The organism is Cupriavidus sp. 05L310, assembly GCF_056398185.1.
The window spans coordinates 1-23,471 of the sequence record NZ_JBFTOX010000005.1 but is presented as its reverse complement, the minus strand read 5'-3'; the positions used below and the strand labels follow the sequence as shown (position 1 = coordinate 23,471).

The window sequence follows — 23,471 nt, the reverse complement described above, 5'->3', positions numbered from 1 at the left end:
GGTAGGCTAGTGCCCCGGCGTTGGCGCAAGCGTTGGAATGGCACGGCATGCCAGCACCGCGCGATCCAGCGCCGCCGCCGCCCGCGCGCCCGGCTGGTGGCCGGCCGCCAGCCAGCGCAGGTCCGCGAGCCACCCGGCCGCGCTGGCCGCGTCGCCCGCGCTGGCGGCGGCCTGCACCAGGCAGGCGGCTGCCACCGTCATTTCGGTCAGCCTGCGAACGGCGCGGGCCGCTTCCAGGGCTTCGCTCGCGCAGGTACCGGCAACATCGCATTGTCCCCGGTCCAGGGCCATCGCGGCGGCGGCGTTGAGCGCATAGGCGAGGTGCGCCTTGTCGTCCACGCTGCGCAAGGACGCCAGCGATGCCGCCAGTTCGTCCTGCGCGGCGGGCTGGCCGAGACGCAGCCTGGCAAGGGCTCCCAGCGCGCCAGCGAACGGGGCGGCGGGCTCCACGGCATCCGCGGCTTCGGTTGTCTTGCCCGCCGTGCCCGTCTCGCCCATGCGCCGCGCAGCCTGCTCGATCTCAGCGCTGTGCCCGACGACCTCGTCGAAGCGGTCAAGCTCGAACGCGATGGTGGCCTGCCAGACGAGGCACTCGTACTCCCGCCAGTGATCCTGCCGCTGCCTGGCAAGGGCCACCGCGCGCGCCACCTGCCCGTGGCCGCTCGCCAGGTCACCATCGACACGCGCCAGCAGGCCGTGGCCCCACATCAGCTCGATCGTCTGCAGGTCGAGCGACTCGGCAAGCGCGTCTGCCTCGGCGATCATGGCGCGCGCCCTGGGCAGATCCGTCTCCACTTCCAGCAGGCAGCGTGCGGTATTGGCGAGCTGCTGGCAGCGCGTGGCGGCATCGGCCTTGCGCGTCATGCGCTCGGCCTCCAGGATGGCGCGCCGCGCGCCCTCGGTGTCGTTGCCTTGCTGCCGCAACCACGACAGGATATGCAGGCCGGTGGCGGCTTCTTCGTGCAGCGAGAGCGCTTCCGCGGCGCGGATCTCGCTTTCCATCTCGCCGATGAGCGTGGGCAGGCGCCGCGCGCCGGCGCTGGTAGCGGCAACCGCGCGCAGCTTGAGCAAGCCGATCGCCAGCCGCACGCGCTCGGCGCCCTGCGGCAGCCGCTCAAGCTGGGCCAGGCCGCGCCCGGCAACCAGGGCAGCTTCGTCGTTGGCATAGACGCGCAGGCAATGCTCGCCCGCCGCCAGGCAAGCTTGCGCGGTCATCGGCGCGTCGTCGGCGAGACTCGCATGGTGCACCAGTTCGCCATATAGCCTGGGGTCTTCCGCGCATGCCACCACCAGCTGCTGTGCGATCAGGCGATGCATGATGCGGCGCCGGGGCGGCGAGATGGCGCGATAGGCCGCCTGGCGCACCACGTCGTGGCTGAAGTCGAAGTGACCCTCGCCGGTCGGCTTGAGGAGTCCGCGCCGCTCCAGTTGCTCCAGGGTCGTCAGCAATTGCGCTAGGGGAATGCCGGACACCTCGGCCAGCAGCCGGGGCTGCAGTTCGCGGCCCATCGCGGCGGCGCGCAACAGCAGTTCGCGCGATGCGGGTTCCAGCGCATCCAGGCGCTCCGCGATCAGGGCGTCAAGCGTACGGTGCGAGCCGTTGCCGCCGCGCGCCCTGTCGCTGGCGTTAGCCAGGGCAAGCACGAACAGCGGGTTGCCGCCACTATCGCGCGCTACGGCGAGCGGATCCATCGCGGCCAGCGCCGGGCCGAGCAACGCAGCGACCTCGGCCACGGCCAGCGGGGCGAGCGGCAGCCGGAGCAGGCGGCCTTCGCGCGCCAGCGAGTGGAGCAATCCGTTGGCCCATGGGTTGTCGTCGACCTCGCCCGCCCGCGCGCCGCCGGCGAAGATCATGCGCGTGCCGGTTTCCAGCGTGCGGCACAGAAAATGGAGCAGCGCGGCAGAACCTTCATCCAGCCATTGGAGGTCGTCCAGGGCCAGCGCCAGCGGTTGGCCAGCGGCGAGCCCGCGCAGCAGGCTGGCGACCGCGCCGAAGAGTTGTTCACGGCTGCCCTCGCGGTGCCCGGCAGCCAGTACGCCGCCGGCCAGCAGCGGCGCCGCCTGCTGCGCCTCGCCCGCAGGCACGGTGTCTTGCGCGATGCCGCGCAGCGTGTCGAGCCACAGGCCGTAGGGCCGCACCATCTCGGCCTCATAGCAGCGGCCGCGCAGGACCTGGAAGCCGGACGCCTCGGCACGCCCGGCGAAATGGTCGAGCAGCGTGGTCTTGCCGATACCGGGCTCGCCGAGCAGGAGCAGCAGTATGCCGCTTTCGCTGTCGCTGCCGCCGGCTACCAGCCGCTCGATGGCGTCGCGCTCGGACAGGCGTCCGATCAATGGCCGGCTCAGCAGGGCGGGCTGCTCGGCGGCGTTGGCCGTAGCGGCCGGGATGTCGTTGCCGTGCGCTTCTTGCGCGTTGCTGTTCTCCCAGGCCGCCGCGCCTGCGGCCTGCATCTCCCGGCGCGCGCGGTGGATCGCCGCGTCCAGCGGGCCATTGGGCGGCGTGGACAACTCACGCCGCAGCATGTCCCGTGCGTAGGCGTAGTGCTGCTCGGCGTCCGGATAGCGCCCGGCCGCCGCCAGTAGCGAGACCAGCGTGGCATGCGCGGATTCGGCGAGCGGATCGGCGGCCACCATGGCTCGTCCGTAAGGCAGCGCCAGTGCGGGCGTGGCGTCCAGGCGCGTCACCAGCGCGCACAGCACGGCGCGGCGCAGGCCGTCGTAACGCTCCCGCTCCGCCGTGCACCAGTGATAGAAACGGTAGCAGCGCGCAAGTTCGAGGCCCGCGAGGAACTCGCCGCGCAGCAGGCGGGCAGCTTCCTCGAGCGCCTCGAGCGAGGCAGCATCGGGCCCGGCGCCAAGCAGCGCATGGACGCGTGCGATATCCACCGAGGCGCCTTGCGCGGCAAAGGCGACCCGCTCCCTGTCCGCGACCAGCCTGATCGCCCCGGCACCAGCGTCGTCCAGCAAGGGTCGAAGCTTGGTCAGGCTCCAGCGCAACGCCGCGCGCGGGTCATCGGGCCCGTCCCAGAGCAGGTCGCAGAGCGACTGCCGGGATTGGGCCGCGCTGGCACAAACCAGGTAGCCCAGCAGGGCGCGAGTGCGCTTGGAGGCTGGCAGCGGTAGCGGCTCGCCATTGCGGGTCACGCATAAATCACCCAGCAGGCGGATTTCCAGTCGGGCAGTGGCCTGCGGTGAAGCGGCATCTCTGGCAGCCACGCTTTCTCCAACCGTGATTCCAACGGTGCCAGCCGATAGTGGAACTGGAGGGGCGGGGCTGCGGATGCACAGCGGCCTGCCGCGCCGCACCGTTGGCGACGCTGTTCAAAAAAGGTAGCACACGGGCCGGGCGGTTGCCAGCCGATGCGCGCACCCGCCCGCGGCCCATCCCATCCCATCCTCCACCAACCATTCAAGGAGAAACATCATGCTGATCGCAAGATGGCAGATCGATGCCCGCTTTGGGCACAAGCAAGAGGTCATCGACCGGCTGCAAGCATGGGCGCGCGAGATCGCCCCGCAAGCCGGCCTTGTCACCGGGCGCCTGCTGACCGGCTCGATCGGCGCGCTCGAAGCGACGGTGGTCCATGACTGGGAAGTGAACGATCTCGGCGAGCTGGACCGCGCATGGGGCCGGCTCGCATCGATACCGGCCCACGCGCAATGGGGCAAGGACCTGGAGCCGTTCGTGGTTTCCGGCACCGCGCGCTGGGAGATCTATCGCGTATTGTGAGGCGTCTTGTGAGGCGTGTTGCGAGGTGTGCTGTGAGGCCGCGCAGCGCGCGGCAACTTATCCATCCAGGGAGCCCGTCATGCCAATCGATGACACCAGGCTGAATGCGTTCATGGACAACTTCGTTCGCGATCTCGGCGCGGTGATGCATGCCGCGACGATCGTGGTCGGCGACAAGCTGGGACTCTACAAGGCGCTTGCCGGCAAATCGCTGTCGGCGCAGGAACTCGCAAGCGACACCGGCACCGACGCGCGCTACGTGCGCGAGTGGCTGTCGGCCCAGGCGGCCAGCGGCTACGTGGAGTACGACGCGGCCACCGACCGGTTCAGCCTCGGCGAGGAGCAGGCTTTCGCGCTCACCGTGGAAGGCGGCCCGGCATTTATTCCCGGCGCGTTCGAGATCGCCGTGGCGCAATTCAAGGCGATCCCGAAAATGATCGACGCATTCCGCACCGGACAGGGCCTGGGATGGCACGAGCACGACGCGGCGCTGTTCCACGGCACCGAGCGCTTTTTCCGTCCCGGCTACGCGGCGCATCTGGTGAGCGACTGGATCCCGGCGCTGGCGGGCGTACAGGCGCGGCTGGAAGCTGGCGCTCGCGTGGCCGACATCGGCTGCGGACACGGCGCGTCCACCATCATCATGGCGCAGGCCTACCCGAACTCCACGTTCCACGGCTTCGACTATCACGAGCCGTCCATTCGTTATGCGTCCGAGGCGGCGCAACGCGCGGGGGTTGCCAGCCGGGTGCGCTTCGAGGTCGCCAGTGCAAAGAGCTTTCCGGGCAGCGACTACGATCTCGCCGCCATGTTCGATTGCCTGCACGACATGGGCGACCCGGCCGGCGCATCGCATCACGTGTGGAACAGCCTCAAGCCGGACGGCACATGGATGATCGTGGAGCCGTTCGCGCAGGACCGGCTGGAGCAGAACCTCAACCCGGTGGGGCGGATCTTTTATTCGGCGTCGACCTTCATCTGCACGCCGGCGTCGCGCGCGCAGGAAGGCGCCATGTGCCTGGGCGCGCAGGCTGGCGAGAAGCGTATCCGGGAGGTGGTTACGCGGGGCGGCTTCCGCCGCTTCCGCCGCGCCACGGAAACGCCGTTCAACCTGGTCTACGAAGCGCGCCCTTAGCGTGGGCCGGCGGGCCGGCGGGTTGGCGGCAAGCAATGCGGCGTTTTCGCCCTTCCTGCCGTCGCCGCGCCTGCGTAGTTGTTCCCATTGTCTGCCCGTGGGCTTTCCATTAGGCTTGGCCTCCACCTTCGAGGACTTCCGGCGCGTTCCCCAGCATACCGCCGGTTACTGGAGATGCCCTGATGCCCGCTGTGCAGAATCTGCAGCAGAAACCGGCACGGATGTCCATCGTGACGTTCGACCAATGGTGCGAAGCCATCGATACCAGCTTCCTGCCGCTCGCCTATACGCGCCAGACGCGCGGGTGCTTCCATAGCAACGTCAGCTATGCCCGCTTCGGCGCCTGCGCGGTGGCGGACATGGATGTCGATGCGCACAGGGTGGCGCGCGAGCCCCGGCACGTGGCGGCGTCCGATGCGGGTTTCTTCAAGATCTTCTGGCAAATCAGCGGACAGAGCCGGGTTGCGCAACGGGGTAACGAGGCTTCGCTCGAACCCGGGATGTGGTCGATTTACGATACCGCGCAACCCTATAGCATCGAGATGCCGGACCGCTGCCGGGTGCTGGTGCTGCTGGTGCCGCAGGAGCGCGCCTTCGGCTGGCGGCAGGCGGCGGCCAGCCTGGGCGGCCGGGCGTTGCGGGGCGAGGGCGCGGCGCGCATCGCGTTGTCGGCGCTGGGTGCCATGCTGCACGATACCTGCTCGGGCCACTTGCTGGATTACCAGGGACAGATGGTGCTGCAGGATTCCGTCGTTTCGCTGGTGGAGACCGCGCTGCAAGGTGCGGATACGCGGCCGCCGGCGCTTGGCGATGGCGCGGACGCAGCCATGGCGCGGCATCTCGGCGAAGCGCGGATGCATCGCCTCGCTGAATTCATCGACGCCCAGTTGCATGATCCGGAACTCTCCGCGCAGCGGCTGGCCGCGGTTCTGAACGTCTCGCGGCGCACCTTGTATAACCTGTTCCGCGAGTCTGGCCAGACCCCGCATGCCTATATCCTGTCCCGCCGGTTGCGGCAGGCGGCTGTGCGGCTGTCCGGCAGCGCGGACGCCGGGCGCAGCATTACCGAGATCGCCTTTGCCCTGGGGTTTGCCGACGCGGCGCACTTCAGCCGTGTCTTCCATGAGCGCTTTGGCATGAGTCCTTCGCAATGGCGCCAGCAGAATGCGGGCGGGACGCGTATTGCGCTGCGTCATTAACCGCGCCAGCGTGCGCTTTGCACGCATCGACAAGCTTTCTGCACGGCCAGACAAGCCGTGACAAGGACGCGGTGCTAACTTCGGTCTCCACAACGAGGCATCAAGCCAAGACCAACCGGAGACGAAGATGAATGCACCCGTGGAAGCCCGCAGCGGCCTGAACCAGGCCATCCGCAATGCCATGCTGATCGACGGCGAGTGGCGCCAGGCCGAGTCTGGCGAGACCTTTGCCGTGTTCGATCCCGCCACCGGCGAGGAGATCGCGCGCGTGCCCGCCGGCGGGGCGGCAGATATCGATGCCGCCGTGGCGGCCGCCGGGCGCGCCTTTGCCGGCGGCACATGGCGCGCCATGATGCCGGCCCAGCGCGAGCGCCTGCTGCTCAAGCTGGCCGACCTGGTCGAGCAGCACGGCGACGAACTGGCCCGGCTGGAGACGCTCAACAACGGCAAGCTGCTGGCCTTCTCGCAAGGCCTGGAGGTGGGCGGCAGCGCGCAATGGCTGCGCTATATGGCCGGCTGGGCCACCAAGATCGAAGGCAGCACGTTGGATGTGTCGGTGCCGTTTCCGCCGGGAACGCGCTACAGCGCCATGACGCGGCGCTCGCCGGTGGGCGTGGTGGGCGCCATCGTGCCGTGGAATTTCCCCTTGCTGATGGCCGTCTGGAAGATCGCGCCGGCGCTGGCCTGCGGTTGCACTGTGGTGCTAAAGCCGGCGGAGGAAACCCCGCTGACCGCGCTGCGGCTGGCCGAGCTGGCGCTCGAAGCGGGCTTCCCGCCGGGCGTGCTGAATGTGGTGACTGGCGACGGCGTGCCCGGCGCGGCGCTGGTGGCGCATCCCGGCGTCAACAAGATTACTTTCACGGGCTCCACGGAAGTCGGGCGCCTGATCGGCGCGCGCTGCGGCCAGGATATCCGCCGCGTGTCGCTGGAGCTGGGCGGCAAGAGCCCGGTGATCGTGCTGGACGATTGCGATCCCGCGCACGCCATCCAGGGCGCGGCCGGCGCCATCTTCCTCAACCAGGGCCAGGTCTGCACGGCCGGCTCGCGGCTGTACGTGGCGCGCCGGCACTATGACCGGGTGGTCGAGGGGCTGGGCAAGGTGGCCAATGCCACGGTGCTGGGTTCCGGGCTCGATCCCGCCAGCCAGATGGGGCCGCTGGTCTCGGCACGCCATCGCGACAAGGTGATGGGCCTGATCGGCACCGGGCGCAGCGAAGGCGCGGAGATCGTCGCGGGCGGCGATGCGCTGGACCGTCCCGGCTATTTCGTGCGGCCCACGGTGGTGGCCAACGCCGCGTGCAAGGACCTGACCCTGGTGCGCGAGGAAGTCTTCGGGCCGGTGGTGGTGGCCATGCCGTTCGACGATCCCGAGGCCGTGCTGGCCGAGGCCAACCGCTCGGAGTACGGCCTGGGCGCCAGCATCTGGAGCAACGACCTGCGCGCGGTGCAGCGCCTGGTCGATGGCCTGGATGCCGGCACGGTCTGGGTCAATACGCACAATATCGTCGATCCCAACATGCCTTTCGGCGGCTACAAGGCGTCCGGCGTCGGGCGCGAACATGGCCGCTCGGCGATCGAGGCCTACACCGAGATCAAGTCGGTCTGCATGGCTTACTGAGCAGAGCGGCACTGCCGCAAAAGGCAGGGGCGTGCCTGGCGTCATCCTCGGGGTAATCCCGAGTGTGTATAACGCGCCTCTGCCGCCATCCTTAGGATCGCTGCAATCCGGTGGTGCGGCGGGCAATGTCCGCCGCACCATTGGCCAGCCGCTGGCACAGAACCAGCCTGGCTTCCCCCCCAGAAGAAGCAAGAATAAATAAAAGAAGAGGAGACACAATGAGCCAAGAATCCAAGCGGGCTTTCTCCTGCTGGCCGGGCGCCGCGCGGCGCACCGGCAAGCTGGCCATGCTGGCGGCAGGACTGGCCGCGGCCTCGCTCGCGGCCGCGCAAACCAAGCCGCCTGCCAGGGTTGCCAGCGCCGACCACATCCGTGCCGTGACCCGCGGCGTGGATGGCGCCTTTATCGAGACCAACGCCGCCAAGACCCCCGACTGGCCCAGCTACGGCCTGGACTACGCGGAAACCCGCTTCAGCCGGCTCTCGCAGATCAATGCCGACAACGTGAAGGACCTGGGGCTGGCGTGGTCCTATGACCTGGAATCCACGCGCGGGGTGGAAGCCACGCCGCTGGTGGTGAACGGCATCATGTATGTCAGCGCCTCGTGGAGCGTGGTACACGCCATCGACACCCGCAGCGGCAAGCGCATCTGGACCTTCGACCCGAAGGTCGACAGGTCGATCGGCTATAAGGGCTGCTGCGATGTCGTCAATCGCGGCGTGGCGCTTTACCAGGGCAAGGTGTTCGTCGCTGCCTACGATGGCCGGCTGATTGCGCTCGATGCGGGCACCGGCCGCAAGGTCTGGGAAAAAGACACCATCATCGACCGCAGCCACTCCTACACCATCACCGGCGCGCCGCGCGTGTTCAAGGGCAAAGTCATCATCGGCAACGGCGGCGCGGAATACGGCGTGCGCGGCTATATCACCGCCTACGACGCGGGCACGGGCGAGCAGAAATGGCGCTGGTTCACGGTGCCGGGCGCCCCAGGCAAACCGTTCGAGGACGAGTCGATGGCCAGGGCAGCCAAGACCTGGGACCCGGCCGGCAAATGGTGGGAAGCCGGCGGCGGCGGCACGGCATGGGACACGCTGGCCTTCGACCCCGAGCTCAACCTGATGTACGTGGGCACCGGCAACGGCTCGCCCTGGTCGCGCAGCAAGCGCAGCCCGGCCGGCGGCGACAACCTCTACCTGGCCTCCATCGTCGCGCTCGATCCCGATACCGGCAAATATGTCTGGCACTACCAGGAAACGCCTGGCGACAACTGGGACTACACCTCCGCCCAGCCCATGATACTGGCCGACCTCAACATTGGCGGCAAGGCACGCAAGGTCATCCTGCACGCGCCCAAGAACGGCTTCTTCTTCGTCATCGACCGCACCAACGGCCAGTTCATCTCGGCCAGGAACTTCGTCGATGTGAACTGGGCCAGCGGCTACGACCAGAACGGACGCCCGATCGAGCTGCCCGAGGCGCGTGCCACGGACAAGCCTTATGACGCCATCCCCGGTCCCTATGGCGCGCACAACTGGCATTCGATGTCGTTCAACCCGCAGACCGGACTGGTCTACCTGCCGGCGCAGCATGTGCCGCTGAACCTGATGGACGACAAGAACTGGACGTTCAACGGCAAGCAGCCTGGCCAGCCGCATGGCAACGTGGGCTGGAACACGGCGAAGTTCCTCAACGCCGAGCCGCCCGCGAGCAAGCCCTTCGGCCGCCTGATTGCCTGGGATCCGGTACAGCAGAAAGCCGCGTGGACCCAGGAATACGTCTCGCCGTGGAACGGCGGCACGCTGACCACCGCCGGCAACCTGGTGTTCCAGGGCACGGCCGACGGCCGCTTCATCGCCTACAACGCCGCCACCGGCGCCAAGCTGTGGGAATCCCCCACGGGCACCGGCGTGATCGCGGCACCCGTGAGCTACATGGTCGACGGCAAGCAGTACGTGTCCGTCGCCGTCGGCTGGGGCGGCGTCTACGGGCAGGCCCAGCGCGCCACCGAGCGGCAGGGGCCCGGCACGGTCTACACCTTCGCCGTGGGTGGCAAGGCGCCGATGCCCGCCTTCGTGCAGTACCGCGCGGAAGGATTGCTGGCGGGCGTGAAATATGACCCCGCCCATGTCGCGGCAGGCACCGCGCTCTATGTCAGCAATTGCGTGCTGTGCCATGGCGTGCCTGGCGTGGATCGCGGCGGCAATATTCCCAACCTTGGCTATCTGAACGCCGCCTATATCCAGAACCTCGACAAGTTCATCTTCAAAGGCCCCGCCCTGGCGCGCGGCATGCCGGACTTCACGGGCAAGCTGAGCATGGAGGATGTCGAGAAGATCAAGGCTTTCATCCAGGGCACCGCCGACGCGATCCGGCCCAAGGCCAATTGATCGCCGCGCAGGGCCGCCCGCGCGGCAGGAAGGGGAGCGATCAACGGACCCAGGGCAGGAAGATGGCAGGCAGCAAGGGCGGTGCGCGAAGCCGGAAACCAGTTTCCGGGCTGGCTTCTTACCGTCTGTGCTGCCTGGCAGCCGCCATGCTCGCGGCCGCGCCGGGCGTGGCTTGTGCCGAGGAAACGCTCCCCGACGTGGTGGTGAGCGTCAGCCGCGCCGAGCAGAAGCGCTTTGACGCGCCGGCCGCGATCGACAATGTCCCGGTCGATTCGCTGGCGACCCCGAGCCCCTTGATCAACCTCTCGGAGCTGCTGACACTCGTGCCTGGCGTGGCCGCGCGCGAGCGCCAGAACTACTCGCAAGACCTGCAGCTTGCGGTGCGCGGCTTTGGCAGCCGCTCCACGTTCGGCGTGCGCGGGGTGCGGCTGTATGTCGACGGCATTCCCGCCACCATGCCGGACGGGCAGGGGCAAGCATCCACTGCCGATCTCACCAACGCCAGCCGCATCGAGGTGCTGCGCGGCCCCTTCGCCCAGCTCTACGGCAACGCCTCGGGGGGCGTCGTGCAGATCTTTACGCCCGATCCGCCCAAGGCGCCGATGGCACGGGTGGGGAGCGGCTTCGGCTCCGACGGGCAATGGATGACCAGCGTGGCCGTCGGTGGCGGTAACGACAAGATCGGCGGCGTGCTGGACGCATGGACCTTTGAAACCGACGGCTACCGCGACCACAGCGCGGCCCGGCGCCGCCAGCTCAACGCCAAGGTGGTGGCGGAACCTGTCACCGGCACCCGCGTCACCCTGTTGTTCAACGCCTTCGACCAGCCGCAGGCGCAGGACGCGCTCGGCCTTACCCGCGCCCAGGCCGATGCCAACCCGCGCCAGGCGGTGCCGCTGGCCACGCAGTTCAATACCGGCAAGACTGTCCGGCAGAACCAGGGCGGCGTGCAGGTGGAGCAGCGCCTGAGCGAGCGCGACAATCTTGAGTTCCGCCTCTACGGCGGCACGCGCCAGCTAACCCAGTACCTGGGCTTCAGCGGCATCGCGCCCTCGTCGGCGGGCGGCATCGTGGATATCGACCGCAGCTATGGCGGCGGCGCGCTCTCGTGGCACCACAACACCACGTTGAACGGCCTGCCGCTGCTGTGGAGCGCCGGCGTCGACGCCGATGGCATGCGCGACGCGCGCACCGGCTTCGTGAACCAGAACGGCACGCAGGGCGCGCTGCGCCGCGACGAGACCGACAAGGCGGGCAGCCTCGGCGCCTTTGCCCAGTTCGACTGGACCTGGAACCCCGCCTGGCGGCTCGTGGGCGGCGTGCGTGCCAGCAAGGTCAGGCTGCGCATCGACGATCACTACATCACGGCGGCCAGCCCCGATGACAGCGGCACCGCCACGTATAACAACGTGAGCCCGGTGCTCGGCGTGGTCTGGCAAGCGCTCGACTCGCTCAACGTCTATGCCAACCTGGGCCGCGGCTTTGAGACGCCGACGCTGACCGAGGTGGCCTACGGCCCAGGCGGCACCGGCACCAACCTTGGCCTGCAGCCATCCACCAGCCGCCAGGGCGAGATCGGCGTCAAATGGCAAGGCCAGGGACACCGGCTGGAGGCCGCGCTGTTCGATGCCGACAGCCACGACGAAATCGTGCCGCTGGCCAACGACAACGGCCGCTCCGTCTACCAGAACGTCAATGGTGTGCGCCGGCGCGGGCTGGAACTGGGATGGCGCGGCGTCTACGGCCCCGGAGAACGCTACGGCACCGGGCTGGCCTACACCTGGCTCGACGCCTTCTTTGGCGACGCTTTCCGCAATGCGCAGGGCGCAACGGTTGCCTCCGGCAATCGCCTGCCCGGCACCGCACGCCACAGCTTGTTCGCCGAGGCAACGTACAAGCCGGTGGCCGACCTCACGCTGGGCGTGGAGATGCGCGTGGAAGGGCGCGTCTTTGCCGACGACCTCAACACGCAATACGCGCCGGGCTACGCCATCTTCAACCTGCGTGCCGGCTACAACTTCCGCGTGGGGCGCATGCGCTGGTACGCGTATGGGCGCATCGACAATGTCACCGACCGGCGCTACATCGGCTCGGTGATCGTGAACGAGAGCAACGGGCGGTATTTCGAGCCGGCGCCGGGGCGGCGGTTTTTTGTGGGGTTGCGGGCGGAGATTTGAGCGGTGGATGGGGGGCGCACAGCAAGCATTGGCGGGCGATGCGTCAGCGCGTGCTTCTTCGTGCCGCAAGTTTGCGGCCGATACTGGTGACCTCGATCTATCGCCAGATCTGACGCACATGCTTTTGCCAAAGCCGCTTCCAGGCGAAGTGCAATCTTTGCGCCTTCGCAGTACGACCGGGTTGCAGTGTTGTTTCAAAGGCGCCATTCTTGCTACCCTGTTCAACCACCGGATCCTCGAACCAGAGAATCTCATTGCCGACCAGCCTGTCCATCGCATCGAAGGCGAGGTCGATCGGCAAATCCATCTTGTTCGCAGACATCCATTCCAGCCTCGCGGATGCCTCGGTAATGCCAATGACATAGGAATCGGTAAAGCGTCCGCGGTTGTTCTTGTACAAGTGCTGACCAGCAATCCGTTGACTGCGAGGGGTGTCCTGGTTTCCACCACAACCAAGATAAATGACGTGCGGGCACCGATGTCTCGACGACTCGATCAACGCTTGCTTCAGGCCGGCTGGAAAAGTCTCCGCCAACACTGCGTCATCCTCCAAAATCAGCGCACGTCGCCAGCCTCGAGAGCAAATACGCTCAAGTGCGACGATATGCTTCAGCGAGCAGGATTTCTGCGCTGGCCGAAGCCCCGTGCCCTTGAAGTATTTGTCATTGATTTGCTTGTCGATGTCGACGGCGTCAAACGCATGGACAAATTCGCCTTCTAGTCCGAATCTGAAAAGCTGCGCTTGAATATGCTTGCGGCGCTCGACAAACGAGCGAACGTTAATGATCAGGATGCCATCAAGTCCCAAGCGGCGAAGATCACTTGGAATAGTGCATGCGCTTTGCATCGGAAATACCCGCTAACGTTGTTGATTGAACCCGGATGGCAAGCACTATCCGTTGCGTCCCAGCTTCGAATCATGCTGGGACGCCCCCAATTAGTAACTCGCTCGGAGTGGCCGCCAGGCTTCAGGGATGGTCCGGGCTAGAACGCAATGCCGATTTGCGCCGCGATGCAGGGCTGCCGCGTGCGGAAGAATTCGGGCTTCCTGACGGCCAGCCAGGCGTCACCTTGCAGGCCAACGCGGTGTAGCCGCCCACGGAGCACTTGCGGGTGAACACTACCGGCGGGCGGCAGCACTGCGGCAGCAGGCGCTGCACCATCAATCCGAGCCGTACCTGGCGGAGCGCGGACCGTACAGGATGCTGCCCGGGCTGCCGGCCGACAGCAGCTGCAGGCTCGCTGTTCCCGCGACCGAATAGCTTGCATCCGACACGCTGTTGATCACCTGCGCGATCGCCGCAGCCACGAGCATCCCGACCAGGCCTCCGCCGGCGTTGCCAGATTGGCTGTTGGATGCCGAAGCGGCGCCAGTCCAGAGCGTGCCCCCTGTCCGCAAATCCACGAGCGTCGCCTTCGCGCTTACGACCGTGGCGCTGTTAACCACCTGGAACTTGGTCCCGTAGTCCGTTACCGTGATGTAGAGGGCGGCATCCGCGCCGAAGATGTCTCTGAGCTTCGCTGGCGGGACGGCATGGATATCACCCGGCGTCGTCAGGCCATTCTGGCGGAAGGTCTCGTCCACCAGGGCCACCGGCAGCACGTAGTACCCGGCCTCGGCAAGCGGATAGCTGACCTGCGACAGCATGCTGTAGGTCGCCGCGACGTCAGGCGACTCGTTCAGCGGTGGCAGGACCACGATCGAGCGCGGCTTGCTCTCCTTGAAGGCGGCGTAATCGACATGCCTGGATGGCGCCGCGCACCCGGCGGTCAGCGCTGCGACGGCCAGGAACGCGAGCGCGCGCTTGAACATATCCCTCATTTCTTGCTCCCCCCTTGCTTGATGTTCTTCATCAGGAAATCCACATAGGCGGACGACTCCGGAAACAGGGTCTTTTCCGTCTGGAACTCGCGGACCATCTGGCCATCCTTGCCAACATCGGCGTACAGCATGCCAAGATGCGCGTGGTAGCCCGGCGGCGGCGTATTGCCCGCTGCCATGATCTTCTGCAGATCGCGTTCAAGCGCTTCAATCTGGGCTTGCTTCGATTCGCCCTTGAAGTACTGATAAACCTGCGGCTGGTAGCTCTCCCACTGATACAGGGGCTTGGCTGGCGCGGCGCAACCCGCCAGCAATGCGCTTGCCGTGAGCGCGAGTGTCGCCAGGCGGCACGGCTGGAATAATGTCTTCACAGTTTTTCCTCTGGATATTGGCATTCAGGGATTGCGCGGCGTCAAGGCGCCGGCCTCGACCCCGTTGACCAGATTCGTCACGGCCTCGCGCATGGCGAGATCCAGCACCTTGCCGTTGAGTGTCGAGTCATAGCTGGAGCTGCCGCCAAAACCGATGACCTCGCGGCTAGACAACGCGTACTCGCCCGCGCCCTGGCTGCTGAACACCACTTCCGATGTCGCGATATTGACCACGTTCAGGGCCACCTTCGCATAGGCTACCTGCGACTTGCCGCGGCCGAGAATGCCGAAGAGTTGCTGGTCGCCCACTTCCTTGCGCCCGAACTCGGTCACGTCGCCGGTGATCACGTAGTCGGCACCCTTGAGACGCTGCGCCTGGCTCTTGATGCCCGCCTCGCGCTTGATCTCGTCCAGGTTGTCGCGGTCGAGAACATGGAAGCGGTTGGTCTGTTGCAGGTGCGTGATCAGGACAGTCTTGGCCTGGCCGCCCAGCCGGTCGATGCCATCGGAAAACACGCCGCGCATATAGCTCGAACGGTTATCGAACTTCCCGACTGCGATCGGCGTGCGCACGCCCACGTAGGGGCGGCTGGCACTCTCGACCTTCTGCACGGGCAAGGCAGTCGATGATTCGGTCGCGCAGCCGCCAAGCAGGGCGAGCAGCCCAGCCGCGGCAAACAGCGATCCTGCTGTCAGTCTGTTCATTCGGTCTTCTCCTCTTGGTTAATCAAACATGCAAACGATTCACGTTCTTGGGCGCGCATCGATTGCGCGATACCCCCGGGCTGCGGGGCCTAAAATTCCACACCGATCTGCGCCGCGATATTGGGCGTGTGCGTGCGGAAGAACTCTGGCTTCCTGACCGGCCTGCCGAGCGTGACCTCGTAGGTCAGGGCGGCGTAGCCACCCATGGCCCAGCGCCCGCGCGCTCCTATCACGGCACCCATCAGCGACTGGCCCGCCAGGAACCCGGCGGATGGGCCGCTGACATGTCCCATGTCGAAACCCAGGAAGGCTTCCTGGCCCGTATTCGCGAGTTGCCAGGCCAGTTCGTTGCGCCAGGTGATGCCGTTCTCGGCGGCAAGGGTCAGCTGTTCATCGAAACCGCGCACCGAATAGCGGTTGCCGATGACGAAGTAGTCGGACGGCAGGATGCGGGTGCGGGCGTACTGCATGCGCACGTTGCCCTGGTAGCGCAAGCGCTCCCCGGCGGCCTGGAATGGCACCATCAGTCCGGCGTTCGCCAGCACGATCTCCGACTTGCCATCCCAGCCGGGCTCGCCCAGCACAAAGCCGGGCGACCTGGAGTGCGCGGGCAGTGACGCGCGCCATGCCGCGCCGACATCCAGCACCGTATTGCCGAGGTACTGGCGGTGCGCGGCGCCGGCCTCGAAGCCGACGAAATCGCGGTGCTGCACTTCGATATCGATGCCATCCAGGGTGGAACGGGCGGTCTTGCGGAACACCTTGCCGTACAGGCTTGTCTTGCCCGAGGCATTGCGGAACGGCACGTAGCCAAGTCCTGCCTCGATCTGCGTGCTGCGCCCGCCATAGACGATGTCGCTGTCGAAACCCGCCACCGTCTGGTGGTATCGCGACTGGTTGGCATTGAAGAAGGCGTTCCAGTAGCCGAAGGGAATGCTGTAGCTGATCGCCGAAGAGCGCGTCCCCGCCGCGCCGTTGCCGGCATTGGCATTGGTGCTGCCGGAGACGGTCAGGCTGTCGTACAGGAACAGTGGCGAGTCCACCGTCAGCGTGCCGCCCATCTGGTAGCGTCCGGTGCTATCCAGCCCGGCGTTGTCGCCTGTCACGAGGGCATGCCAGCGTTTGCCGGTGCCGGCCTTGATGATCAGCTCGGTGTCGCCGGGGTTCTCGCCGGGAACGAGATCGATGCTGGCATCGGCCTGTCCCTGCAGGCGGCGCACGTTCTCCGTGCCCTGGTCCAGGTCGCGCTGATTCACCAGGCCGCCGGGGCCGGTGGGCAAGGCCACGCGCCACCAGCCGGGCGCGCCCTCGGCCTTGACACCAGAAATGCGTCCGGCCACCACGCGCAGGCGCAATTCGCCGCCGGCGAGATTCTGGTCCGGGATCACCACGCGCGTGGTCATGTAGCCTCGGGCGAGCAGCCGCGCGGAAAAATACTCCTGGATGGTCGCCAGCCCCTTGCCACCGACGCACTGGGTGGGCAGGATGCCGGCCTCGGCCTGGAGCCATGCAAAGTCCTCCGCACCTTCCCAACGCACCATCTTGATGAGAAAGCAGGGCGACTCCGCGGGCAGCATCAGCGGTCCCGCGATGCCGTTTTTAATGGGGGAAGCCGTGAGTACGTCAGGGCGGGCCATGGCGCGCTCACGCGCGGCTTCCTGCTGTTGTTCCTGACGGCGCTCGATGGCGGCATTCGGGGTGGCCGGCGGGAAGAAGGGCAGGGCCTGGGCAACCGCGAGCGAAGGCAGCGTCAGGATGAACGGGACAAACGGGGCGACACCGCGCGTCATGCGGCGCGCGTTGCGGAAGTGCATTGACATAGATTGACGCGGTTTGCATGTCAGTCAATTCGACTCGGAGGTTAGTGATTTGGTCGGGTTGAATCTCTGTATTTTTTTGTGCGACTACCTCTTCGCTTTTATATGCGGAGTGCAACAGATGGCGCGGAAAACAGCGCTCATTGATAATCCGCGAGCGAGAATAAATGATCGAAATTTTCGCAACATCGAGAAGTGGTGTTGCTGTGGCAAAAGAAATCCGATCATCTTCTCTCCTTCGGGTTTGACTAGGCATTGTTGGCGCCAGCACCGCTAGCCTCGGTGCCGATGCATCCCCCGCGCAAGCGCGTTGCCGCTTGCCGGAGACGGGCTACGCCCACGCAAGACGGAAGATACCGAGTCTGAGTCCAGATTGAAATCGGACAGATCCGAAAATGGGTTAGGAAATTTCCTAATTAATTAATTCAGGGCCAAATTTGACCAGGTTCTGAATAATCTGCAGTCGTTGGGGAGTCACTGCTGGTAGGCGGCCTGCCGCTGCAGGCGGCGTATGTTTTCGATGCTTTGGTCGATGTCGTGCTGGTTCGCGGGTGCGCCGGGCATGTATCACAGGGCGGGTCATGGCGCACTCGTGAGCGGCGTCCTGCTACTGGTATTCACATCTTGACATCAGACGGAGCTTGTTCGTCATTGAGCCGCCGTGCGGTCCCGAATCCACTTCTGCGCATTCAAATGCAACTGCCGATTGAAGCGGTCTTTTTCGCGGTACGGCCACAATCTAGTTAATTTCGATTTCACCTCTCAAAGGCGCCACGCAGCCACCCCGCCTTACGCAAGGCCTTCGGGAAATAGATTAGCCCCCATATTGAATAGATAGCCATGAAAATCATACCAATACAGATTTGATTGTGCTGATCATCAAGGCCGATGGTCTTCAAGCATACCCACAGAATGAGAAAAACATAGAATGCCCCGGATGCGATTATCGCCAGGCCGATAATGATAGCATCATGAAGAGAATTAAACAGCGCCCGACAATTCATTTTCCATCTCTAGCATTATTAACATAATTAATTTGGCCAATGGCCTTAGTCCAAGCCCGATCAGCAACGCACTTTGTGCGGTCCCAAGGGGTGGCGTACTAATTCACTTGTTCCAGTTTTTCTGCGCCAAGATATTCGCCTTTCTATCCGGGTGCAACTGCCAGTAGAGCCGGTCACCGTTGTGGCTCCTTACCACGGTCCGAATCTTTCCGGTTCGTCACCAAGCATTTTTGCGTTGCGTAGATGCTTTGGTAGAATTCGCCAAAACAAAATTGATAGAAAAACGAAAATAGGGATGCCGATGAAAAGTATCGCCGTATTGTCTTCCAAATGAAATAAGATCCGGCAAACGCCAGCCGTAACGAATGTCCAACAACCAGCTCCGAACGCGGACGCAAGCCCCACGGTGAACCAGGTATTCAATGTCGCTATCATTCTCTTTTGGTTCATCAGTTTTTCTCCACGTTGCTCACATCCTTGACCACCGTTGCGCCCTTTGACGTAACCCAAAAAAGGAGCGTCGCTTGATTCTACCAAGGCCAATCATTCCTGCGTCTGCCAGACCAGTACATGACACACCGCCGCTATCGATTAATGCCTCGTGCTCTCGCGAACCAAATCACTATTGTGGTGATTGATGCAAGGACCGTAGCTGCTTTCGCGAAACGAATGTAATCCGCCGCGACAGGGAGGCCATACGGTATGCTGAAAATCTGGGATCTTAGAACTGGAATGAATAGCAGCAAAAAAAAGCTAGCCACAATGACGTAAACGAGCAGGCAGATGGCAAAAACTTTAAGCCAAGCAACCAATTTATTTCCCATATTTTCCATCATCTACTATCCCCTGTGATGGGTCTGGTCATGATCACGTTCGTTGTATTGCCGCCGCCGCCTGACAAAATCCGTACTCGCTTTGATGCAACTGCCGGTTGAAGCGATCATTCATTGGTTTGCTTTGAACCGTCCTGATACCAAGGTTGCGACGTCCAGTCCTCAAGGGCGGCTACAAAATCTGACTCGACACGGAAGAATGGGCTACTAGGCTCATAAAATGGATTTTCCTTCCCTAGCGTGAGGCCATATTGATAGTAAACGGGGCGAATGACTCTCCCCTGGGAAATATCCCGGAAGAGGGGGTAAGCAATTGCAGTAGCAGCATTGCATCCGCATTGCTTTTCTCATGCATCTGCAATAGCACGCGCAACGCCATTGATTTTTCCTGCAGGATCTTCATCTTTTCCATTGATACTCCAAATCTAACGAAAAGTGAAAGGATTGATCGGGCGCTAACGGCTATCTACAACGATTTTAAGGTATCCATTTGGATTTTTGAGGGTTGGAGAGGCAATTATGCTACCTGGATTTGATTTTCCAGAAGCAAAATAGACTAATGGAGGAGATTAATGTAATTGCGCCAAGTGCTCTAGCGGTGCGCCAAATTTGATCAGTAGGTATTGTCTCGTACGGGAGATGTGTAAGCGCCATCCAGAAAATTGGTCGAACAACAAATAAAAAGATAGTGCCTGACAAGGAATATATAATAAAAAAAGAAATTAAATACCTAAAAAACATAATAAAATCTCGCCTGATGTTTATTTTCATTTGTTGTTTTTTGCGTTTGAGTTTGAGATGGAATTCAGTATATTTCCTGTGAATTCTTGACCAAATCCGCTCATCGCTGTGCCGCCAAGTGAAGGTATCGGATTCTTGGGCGCTGCCACAGTGATACCCAACCCCAGGCTCTTCCATTGTTCCCGGTACCATGGGTTAAAAACTCCATTTAAGGTGCTCTCCGCGGCCATACCCAGCCCATAGCCAATGGTCGTGCCTAGCGCCGCGCCAGCCATGCTAGGAATTGGATCGTCACCCTTGACAGTAGAGCCCGCCAAAGCACCCCCAGTATTTATCAAGAGTGAGGGCAGCAATGCTGTTCCGTAGGTAAGGGCACCTGTGATCGTTCCGAAGGCAACGTCTACGGGATTCACAGAGCCATTAAATGCCGCTTGCATACTGGCATTGGCCACTCCCCCGATGGTCCCTCCAGTAGCCATGCCAGCGAGCATCGGCACTCCTCCGGCTGTCACCACGCCAAGGCTGATCATGCCTGCGCCAGCCAGAGTGGCGCCAACCGGGTCTTTCGTGATCTTGCTCGTCACAAGTCGATTGTAGGTTTGCCCGGTGTGGTACTGGGCGACGCCCAGGTTATAGGCTAGCTGATTCGGCGCAATGTACGGCGAATTGTAGGTAGGATTCCAATAGTTGGTATCGCTCGACGATGCCCCGCATCCCAACATCTGGCAACCCAGAATCGATCGAACTTGGTAGTCGTGGATCCCGCCTGACGCCTGTGCCGTCTGCCCATCTACATTGCGCAGCAACTCGGCGACGATACGCCCTTGTGCATCATCCACACTAATGCCAAGTTTTTTAGCGACAAGGCCTGCATTTTTCTTCGCGAGAGCATATTCATCCGGATGCAACTGCCGATTGAACCGATCCACATTCGCCGCCGTCGCCTCACTGGACCCACCGCTCACGATGGCACCGATGCCGCCCGCCGCGATATTGGCCGCCACATTCCCGAGCGCTTCATTCAGCCCGGCATTGCCAGTATCCATACTCTCTGACACAGCATTGCCAAGCTCTTGAAGCTTGGGCGCAGCCAGCGACGACGCGCCCGCACCGACTGCGCCGGCCACCGTGTTGCCGCCACCCAGGCCCGCAACAAGCGCGCCGCCTGCGGCGTGCAGCGCTGCGCGGTAGTCGCCGCCTTCCTCCCAGTTCTTCGCGTCGGCAAGGTACTTGTATTCCATCTCGCTATCCCCGGTGTCATGGGCGGCCCTGGCATTCGCGCGCGCCTCCTTTTCCTTGGCGCCGGCCACGTCGCCCACCGTCTTGGATTGCTAGCATCCATAGCAGACACAGAGCTGAAACACGTAAGAGTATTTTTTGGTAACGTTAAACCCGAGTAGTTTTAGAATTACCAGCGGTAGTAGCATGATTCAAGGGGCAGCAATTCCCTGGGCCGCCCACAAAATTTTCTGCAATGTGCTCCTCATTTATTTGGTTTTTGTGAGGGTGGGGGGGAGCCATCATCCTGGGCCGCATTACCGGATCCGATGTGCCAATTGATTTTGCTTCTGAAAAATCTGTGCTGAGCTACCTGCCAATTATTATCTTTTCGTAAAACCAGAATCCCACTCCGCAAACGAGGCTGGAAAATACAATGAATTTTATCCAGGAAAAAATTCGATCCAATCCGGATAGAAAATATCCGTGGTATCCATTAATCCATGCGACCGCAGGAAAAAATATAAGCTCGAAGAATAGTCCTCCCAATGAAAATGTAATTAGGCAGATTGTGAAATATGCCAAGAGGGGTCGGAGATTTTCTTTCATTTCGCGGAATCTTTTTTGGGTGGTGGATTAATGATTGTACTAACACTTCCATTGGCGACTTCTGATCCAGCGGCCCCTAAGCTGGTGCCAAGGAGAGACGGAAGCACACTCGGCGGAATATATTTCGAAACCCCAAAACCAGTATCCGCCCACTCTTGCCGGTACCATGGATTGACCTTGGCATTGACCCCTTTCTCTAAGGCGCCGCCTGCTTTGTACCCGACCACGGAGCCGGCAGCAGCGCCAGCCATGCCGGCATTCGGATTTTCTCCCTTGACGGCGGATCCGAGTACGGGTTTCAAGATTGCCCCGCTAACCGTAGCCATAGTGGTTTGTCCGGGTCGAATTCCACCAGTTACCAAAACTTGTCCCACCATATCTGCAACGCTGCTCACAACACCGCCAATACCTCCGGCGGCGGTGCAGGTCGTCGGATTGGTCGAGCAATTCGCAACAATGTTTCCCGCCATTGAGTTGCTGTACGAAATACATGGAATTATCTAGAATCCACATCTGCATCGTCCGGATGCAACTGCCGATTGAAGCGTTCAGCGATCGACTTTTGTGTCGCGCGACGCAACTAGCAGCTTGATCGCGTTAATGGCTTCTACGAAAAAACCTACCGCGATCATGCACATGAAGATGCGCACTAGCAGCATCTCCTTGTCGCGATCAATAATTAAGTTTCGGTCAAAAAAATTCCGCTCAATCCACACAGAAACATCGCCAGCCTGGAATATAAAAAGTAGGAAGAGCAACTCAAATCCGACTCTGAAGAAGATACCGGCCCAACCATTCTGTCGCAGTAGATCATCAATCTTTCGCATCATTGCTTTCCCGTTTCTTTACTCGGAAAAAACGATCCAAATCCTTGGGTGAAAGAGCCCGCCGTTGCCCCAATGTTTGCAGGATAGGGATTTGGCAAACCTTGGAGCAAGGCGGGTATTTTTGGCTTCAGCCCATTGGGGTAGACCAGCGACGGCAGAGTCTGCCCCGCCAGCTTTGTAACTCCTAAGCCGATTGGGTAGGCAGCACCGCTGAATGTCGAGCCAACGGCACCCGCGAATAGAATGCTATTGTTTTCGCCATAGAAAATATTATTGAACGCTGTATTTGCAGCCGCACCGGCCCCACCGACCAACACGTTGCCTATGAAGCCGACGTTACCACCAATCGGTCCCGTTATGGCCCCTGTTCCACCAGCAAACAGAGACTGGAAAAGGCGAATGGTGCCTGTTTGCGCATATTGGCCGGAAGCATCCATTCCACCACCCACCGTCCCACCAATTGCTGCATATCCAAAGATTCCCCCAGCAGCAGTTGCTATAGGCGCCCCAACCAACAGTGCCGCCGCAACCGGGGCGGCGATCGTACTAGCCCCCATCAAATTGTTAATAGTCTGCGCTCGCTGGTTAGCTGCACTAACAGCGGCGCTCGTTGGTTGTGAGAGGTCATTCTGCGCGTAGAAACTACTGTTCCGGTCCTGCGGCAGATAGTTGGCATACATGTCAGCATTGGCTTTTTGCGCTGCGGTCGGCTGGAATGAGTAACTAATCCCGCATGCGGCGCAGGAAGGATCGGCAGGGAGCATCATGTGCGCCTGGCTCAGGAAGCCGCTCGCAGCTTGGTCCCATGCATCGCCAGCACCGTTCTGCACTTGACGAAAGCCCTGTTGTGCAAGGCGCTGCTCTGCGTCAGCAACCTGGACATCAGACGGAGCTTGCCCGCCATTGAGCCGCCGTGCGAAAGCCTTGGCATTGTCCTTGATCCACTTCTGTTCATCCGGATGCAACTGCCGGTTGAACCGATCCACATTCGCTGCCGCCGCCGCACCCGAGCCACCACCCACGATCGCACCAAAGCCACCCGCTGCGATATTGGCCGCCACATTTCCGAGCGCTTCATTCAGCCCCGCATTGCCAGTATCCGTGCTCTCTGACACAGCATTGCCAAGCGCTTGAAGCTTGGGCGCAGCCAGCGACGACGCACCCGCACCGACTGCGCCGGCCACCGCGTTGTCGCCACCCAGGCCCGCAACAAGCGCGCCGCCTGCGGCGTGCAGCGCCGCACGGTAGTCGCCGCCTTCCTCCCATTGCTTCGCGTCG

17 protein-coding genes and 1 pseudogene are annotated in these 23,471 nt (G+C 62.8%); 6 read left to right on the top strand and 12 right to left on the bottom strand.

The features are described from left to right. Positions 1-6: 6 nt before the first annotated feature. A complete protein-coding gene (locus tag AC1DS6_RS04400) occupies positions 7-3,216 on the bottom strand; it encodes an ATP-binding protein (RefSeq protein WP_477102160.1) in 3,210 nt (1,069 codons plus the stop codon). Positions 3,217-3,424: 208 nt separating this feature from the next. Here AC1DS6_RS04400 and AC1DS6_RS04395 point away from each other — a divergent pair, with 208 nt between their 5' ends. The 6 genes from AC1DS6_RS04395 (at position 3,425) to AC1DS6_RS04370 (ending at position 12,246) form a co-directional block, all read left to right on the top strand. Beyond that, complete coding sequence (locus AC1DS6_RS04395; RefSeq protein ID WP_441635245.1) at positions 3,425-3,730, top strand: hypothetical protein; 306 nt, start codon at positions 3,425-3,427, stop codon at positions 3,728-3,730. Positions 3,731-3,809: 79 nt separating this feature from the next. Next, positions 3,810-4,865: a class I SAM-dependent methyltransferase gene (locus AC1DS6_RS04390; RefSeq protein ID WP_477102159.1), complete on the top strand. Its 1,056-nt coding sequence runs from the start codon at positions 3,810-3,812 to the stop codon at positions 4,863-4,865. Between the two features lie 182 nt (positions 4,866-5,047). Beyond that, a complete protein-coding gene (locus AC1DS6_RS04385; protein ID WP_441635241.1) occupies positions 5,048-6,064 on the top strand; it encodes a helix-turn-helix domain-containing protein in 1,017 nt (338 codons plus the stop codon). A gap of 127 nt (positions 6,065-6,191) precedes the next feature. Continuing rightward, positions 6,192-7,682 carry a phenylacetaldehyde dehydrogenase StyD gene (styD, locus tag AC1DS6_RS04380; protein ID WP_441635239.1) on the top strand — a complete coding sequence of 497 codons (1,491 nt, stop codon included), beginning with the start codon at positions 6,192-6,194 and terminating at the stop codon, positions 7,680-7,682. Between the two features lie 218 nt (positions 7,683-7,900). Further along, positions 7,901-10,069, top strand: a complete 2,169-nt coding sequence (locus AC1DS6_RS04375; protein ID WP_477102158.1) for a PQQ-dependent dehydrogenase, methanol/ethanol family — start codon at positions 7,901-7,903, stop codon at positions 10,067-10,069. Positions 10,070-10,215: 146 nt separating this feature from the next. After that, positions 10,216-12,246 (top strand): TonB-dependent receptor family protein, encoded by a 2,031-nt coding sequence (locus AC1DS6_RS04370; protein WP_441635235.1) that lies wholly within the window; start codon positions 10,216-10,218, stop codon positions 12,244-12,246. A gap of 97 nt (positions 12,247-12,343) precedes the next feature. Here AC1DS6_RS04370 and AC1DS6_RS04365 read toward each other — a convergent pair whose 3' ends face one another. The 11 genes and pseudogenes from AC1DS6_RS04365 to AC1DS6_RS04315 form a co-directional block, all read right to left on the bottom strand. Then, on the bottom strand, positions 12,344-13,093 hold the full coding sequence (locus tag AC1DS6_RS04365; RefSeq protein ID WP_477102157.1) for a glycosyltransferase family 25 protein: 750 nt from the start codon (positions 13,091-13,093) through the stop codon (positions 12,344-12,346). Positions 13,094-13,408: 315 nt separating this feature from the next. After that, complete coding sequence (locus tag AC1DS6_RS04360; RefSeq protein ID WP_477102156.1) at positions 13,409-14,068, bottom strand: DUF799 domain-containing protein; 660 nt, start codon at positions 14,066-14,068, stop codon at positions 13,409-13,411. Further along, the gene (locus AC1DS6_RS04355; protein ID WP_477102155.1) at positions 14,065-14,439 is read right to left on the bottom strand and encodes a DUF4810 domain-containing protein; all 375 of its coding nucleotides are present in this window, start codon (positions 14,437-14,439) and stop codon (positions 14,065-14,067) included. Before AC1DS6_RS04355 ends, AC1DS6_RS04360 begins: the two co-directional genes overlap by 4 nt. A 24-nt stretch (positions 14,440-14,463) precedes the next feature. Then, positions 14,464-15,144 (bottom strand): CsgG/HfaB family protein, encoded by a 681-nt coding sequence (locus tag AC1DS6_RS04350; RefSeq protein ID WP_441635227.1) that lies wholly within the window; start codon positions 15,142-15,144, stop codon positions 14,464-14,466. An 89-nt stretch (positions 15,145-15,233) separates the two neighbouring features. After that, positions 15,234-16,964 carry a ShlB/FhaC/HecB family hemolysin secretion/activation protein gene (locus tag AC1DS6_RS04345; RefSeq protein WP_477102154.1) on the bottom strand — a complete coding sequence of 577 codons (1,731 nt, stop codon included), beginning with the start codon at positions 16,962-16,964 and terminating at the stop codon, positions 15,234-15,236. 1,190 nt (positions 16,965-18,154) lie between these two features. Further along, a complete protein-coding gene (locus AC1DS6_RS04340) occupies positions 18,155-18,502 on the bottom strand; it encodes a hypothetical protein (protein ID WP_477102153.1) in 348 nt (115 codons plus the stop codon). 531 nt (positions 18,503-19,033) lie between these two features. Beyond that, positions 19,034-19,210: a hypothetical protein gene (locus AC1DS6_RS04335; RefSeq protein ID WP_477102152.1), complete on the bottom strand. Its 177-nt coding sequence runs from the start codon at positions 19,208-19,210 to the stop codon at positions 19,034-19,036. Between the two features lie 355 nt (positions 19,211-19,565). Next, the gene (locus tag AC1DS6_RS04330; RefSeq protein ID WP_477102151.1) at positions 19,566-20,780 is read right to left on the bottom strand and encodes a hypothetical protein; all 1,215 of its coding nucleotides are present in this window, start codon (positions 20,778-20,780) and stop codon (positions 19,566-19,568) included. A 582-nt stretch (positions 20,781-21,362) separates the two neighbouring features. Further along, positions 21,363-21,836, bottom strand: a complete 474-nt coding sequence (locus AC1DS6_RS04325) for a hypothetical protein (RefSeq protein WP_477102150.1) — start codon at positions 21,834-21,836, stop codon at positions 21,363-21,365. A 78-nt stretch (positions 21,837-21,914) separates the two neighbouring features. Further along, positions 21,915-22,196, bottom strand: coding sequence for a hypothetical protein (locus AC1DS6_RS04320; RefSeq protein WP_477102149.1), 282 nt, complete (start codon positions 22,194-22,196; stop codon positions 21,915-21,917). After that, a pseudogene (locus tag AC1DS6_RS04315) lies at positions 22,193-23,471 on the bottom strand (hypothetical protein); the annotation flags it as partial. The pseudogene AC1DS6_RS04315 and the gene AC1DS6_RS04320, both read right to left, overlap by 4 nt.

What these genes read in the sequence shown, in the direction of transcription:
- styD (WP_441635239.1), top strand. Translation starts at nt 6,192, where the DNA reads ATGAATGCACCCGTGGAAGCCCGCAGCGGCCTGAACCAGGCCATCCGC.
- AC1DS6_RS04365 (WP_477102157.1), bottom strand. Translation starts at nt 13,093, where the DNA reads ATGCAAAGCGCATGCACTATTCCAAGTGATCTTCGCCGCTTGGGACTT.
- AC1DS6_RS04385 (WP_441635241.1), top strand. Translation starts at nt 5,048, where the DNA reads ATGCCCGCTGTGCAGAATCTGCAGCAGAAACCGGCACGGATGTCCATC.
- AC1DS6_RS04350 (WP_441635227.1), bottom strand. Translation starts at nt 15,144, where the DNA reads ATGAACAGACTGACAGCAGGATCGCTGTTTGCCGCGGCTGGGCTGCTC.
- AC1DS6_RS04335 (WP_477102152.1), bottom strand. Translation starts at nt 19,210, where the DNA reads ATGGAAAAGATGAAGATCCTGCAGGAAAAATCAATGGCGTTGCGCGTG.
- AC1DS6_RS04390 (WP_477102159.1), top strand. Translation starts at nt 3,810, where the DNA reads ATGCCAATCGATGACACCAGGCTGAATGCGTTCATGGACAACTTCGTT.
- AC1DS6_RS04345 (WP_477102154.1), bottom strand. Translation starts at nt 16,964, where the DNA reads ATGTCAATGCACTTCCGCAACGCGCGCCGCATGACGCGCGGTGTCGCC.
- AC1DS6_RS04370 (WP_441635235.1), top strand. Translation starts at nt 10,216, where the DNA reads ATGCTCGCGGCCGCGCCGGGCGTGGCTTGTGCCGAGGAAACGCTCCCC.
- AC1DS6_RS04375 (WP_477102158.1), top strand. Translation starts at nt 7,901, where the DNA reads ATGAGCCAAGAATCCAAGCGGGCTTTCTCCTGCTGGCCGGGCGCCGCG.
- AC1DS6_RS04395 (WP_441635245.1), top strand. Translation starts at nt 3,425, where the DNA reads ATGCTGATCGCAAGATGGCAGATCGATGCCCGCTTTGGGCACAAGCAA.
- AC1DS6_RS04330 (WP_477102151.1), bottom strand. Translation starts at nt 20,780, where the DNA reads ATGGAATACAAGTACCTTGCCGACGCGAAGAACTGGGAGGAAGGCGGC.
- AC1DS6_RS04360 (WP_477102156.1), bottom strand. Translation starts at nt 14,068, where the DNA reads ATGAGGGATATGTTCAAGCGCGCGCTCGCGTTCCTGGCCGTCGCAGCG.
- AC1DS6_RS04320 (WP_477102149.1), bottom strand. Translation starts at nt 22,196, where the DNA reads ATGATGCGAAAGATTGATGATCTACTGCGACAGAATGGTTGGGCCGGT.
- AC1DS6_RS04325 (WP_477102150.1), bottom strand. Translation starts at nt 21,836, where the DNA reads ATGGCGGGAAACATTGTTGCGAATTGCTCGACCAATCCGACGACCTGC.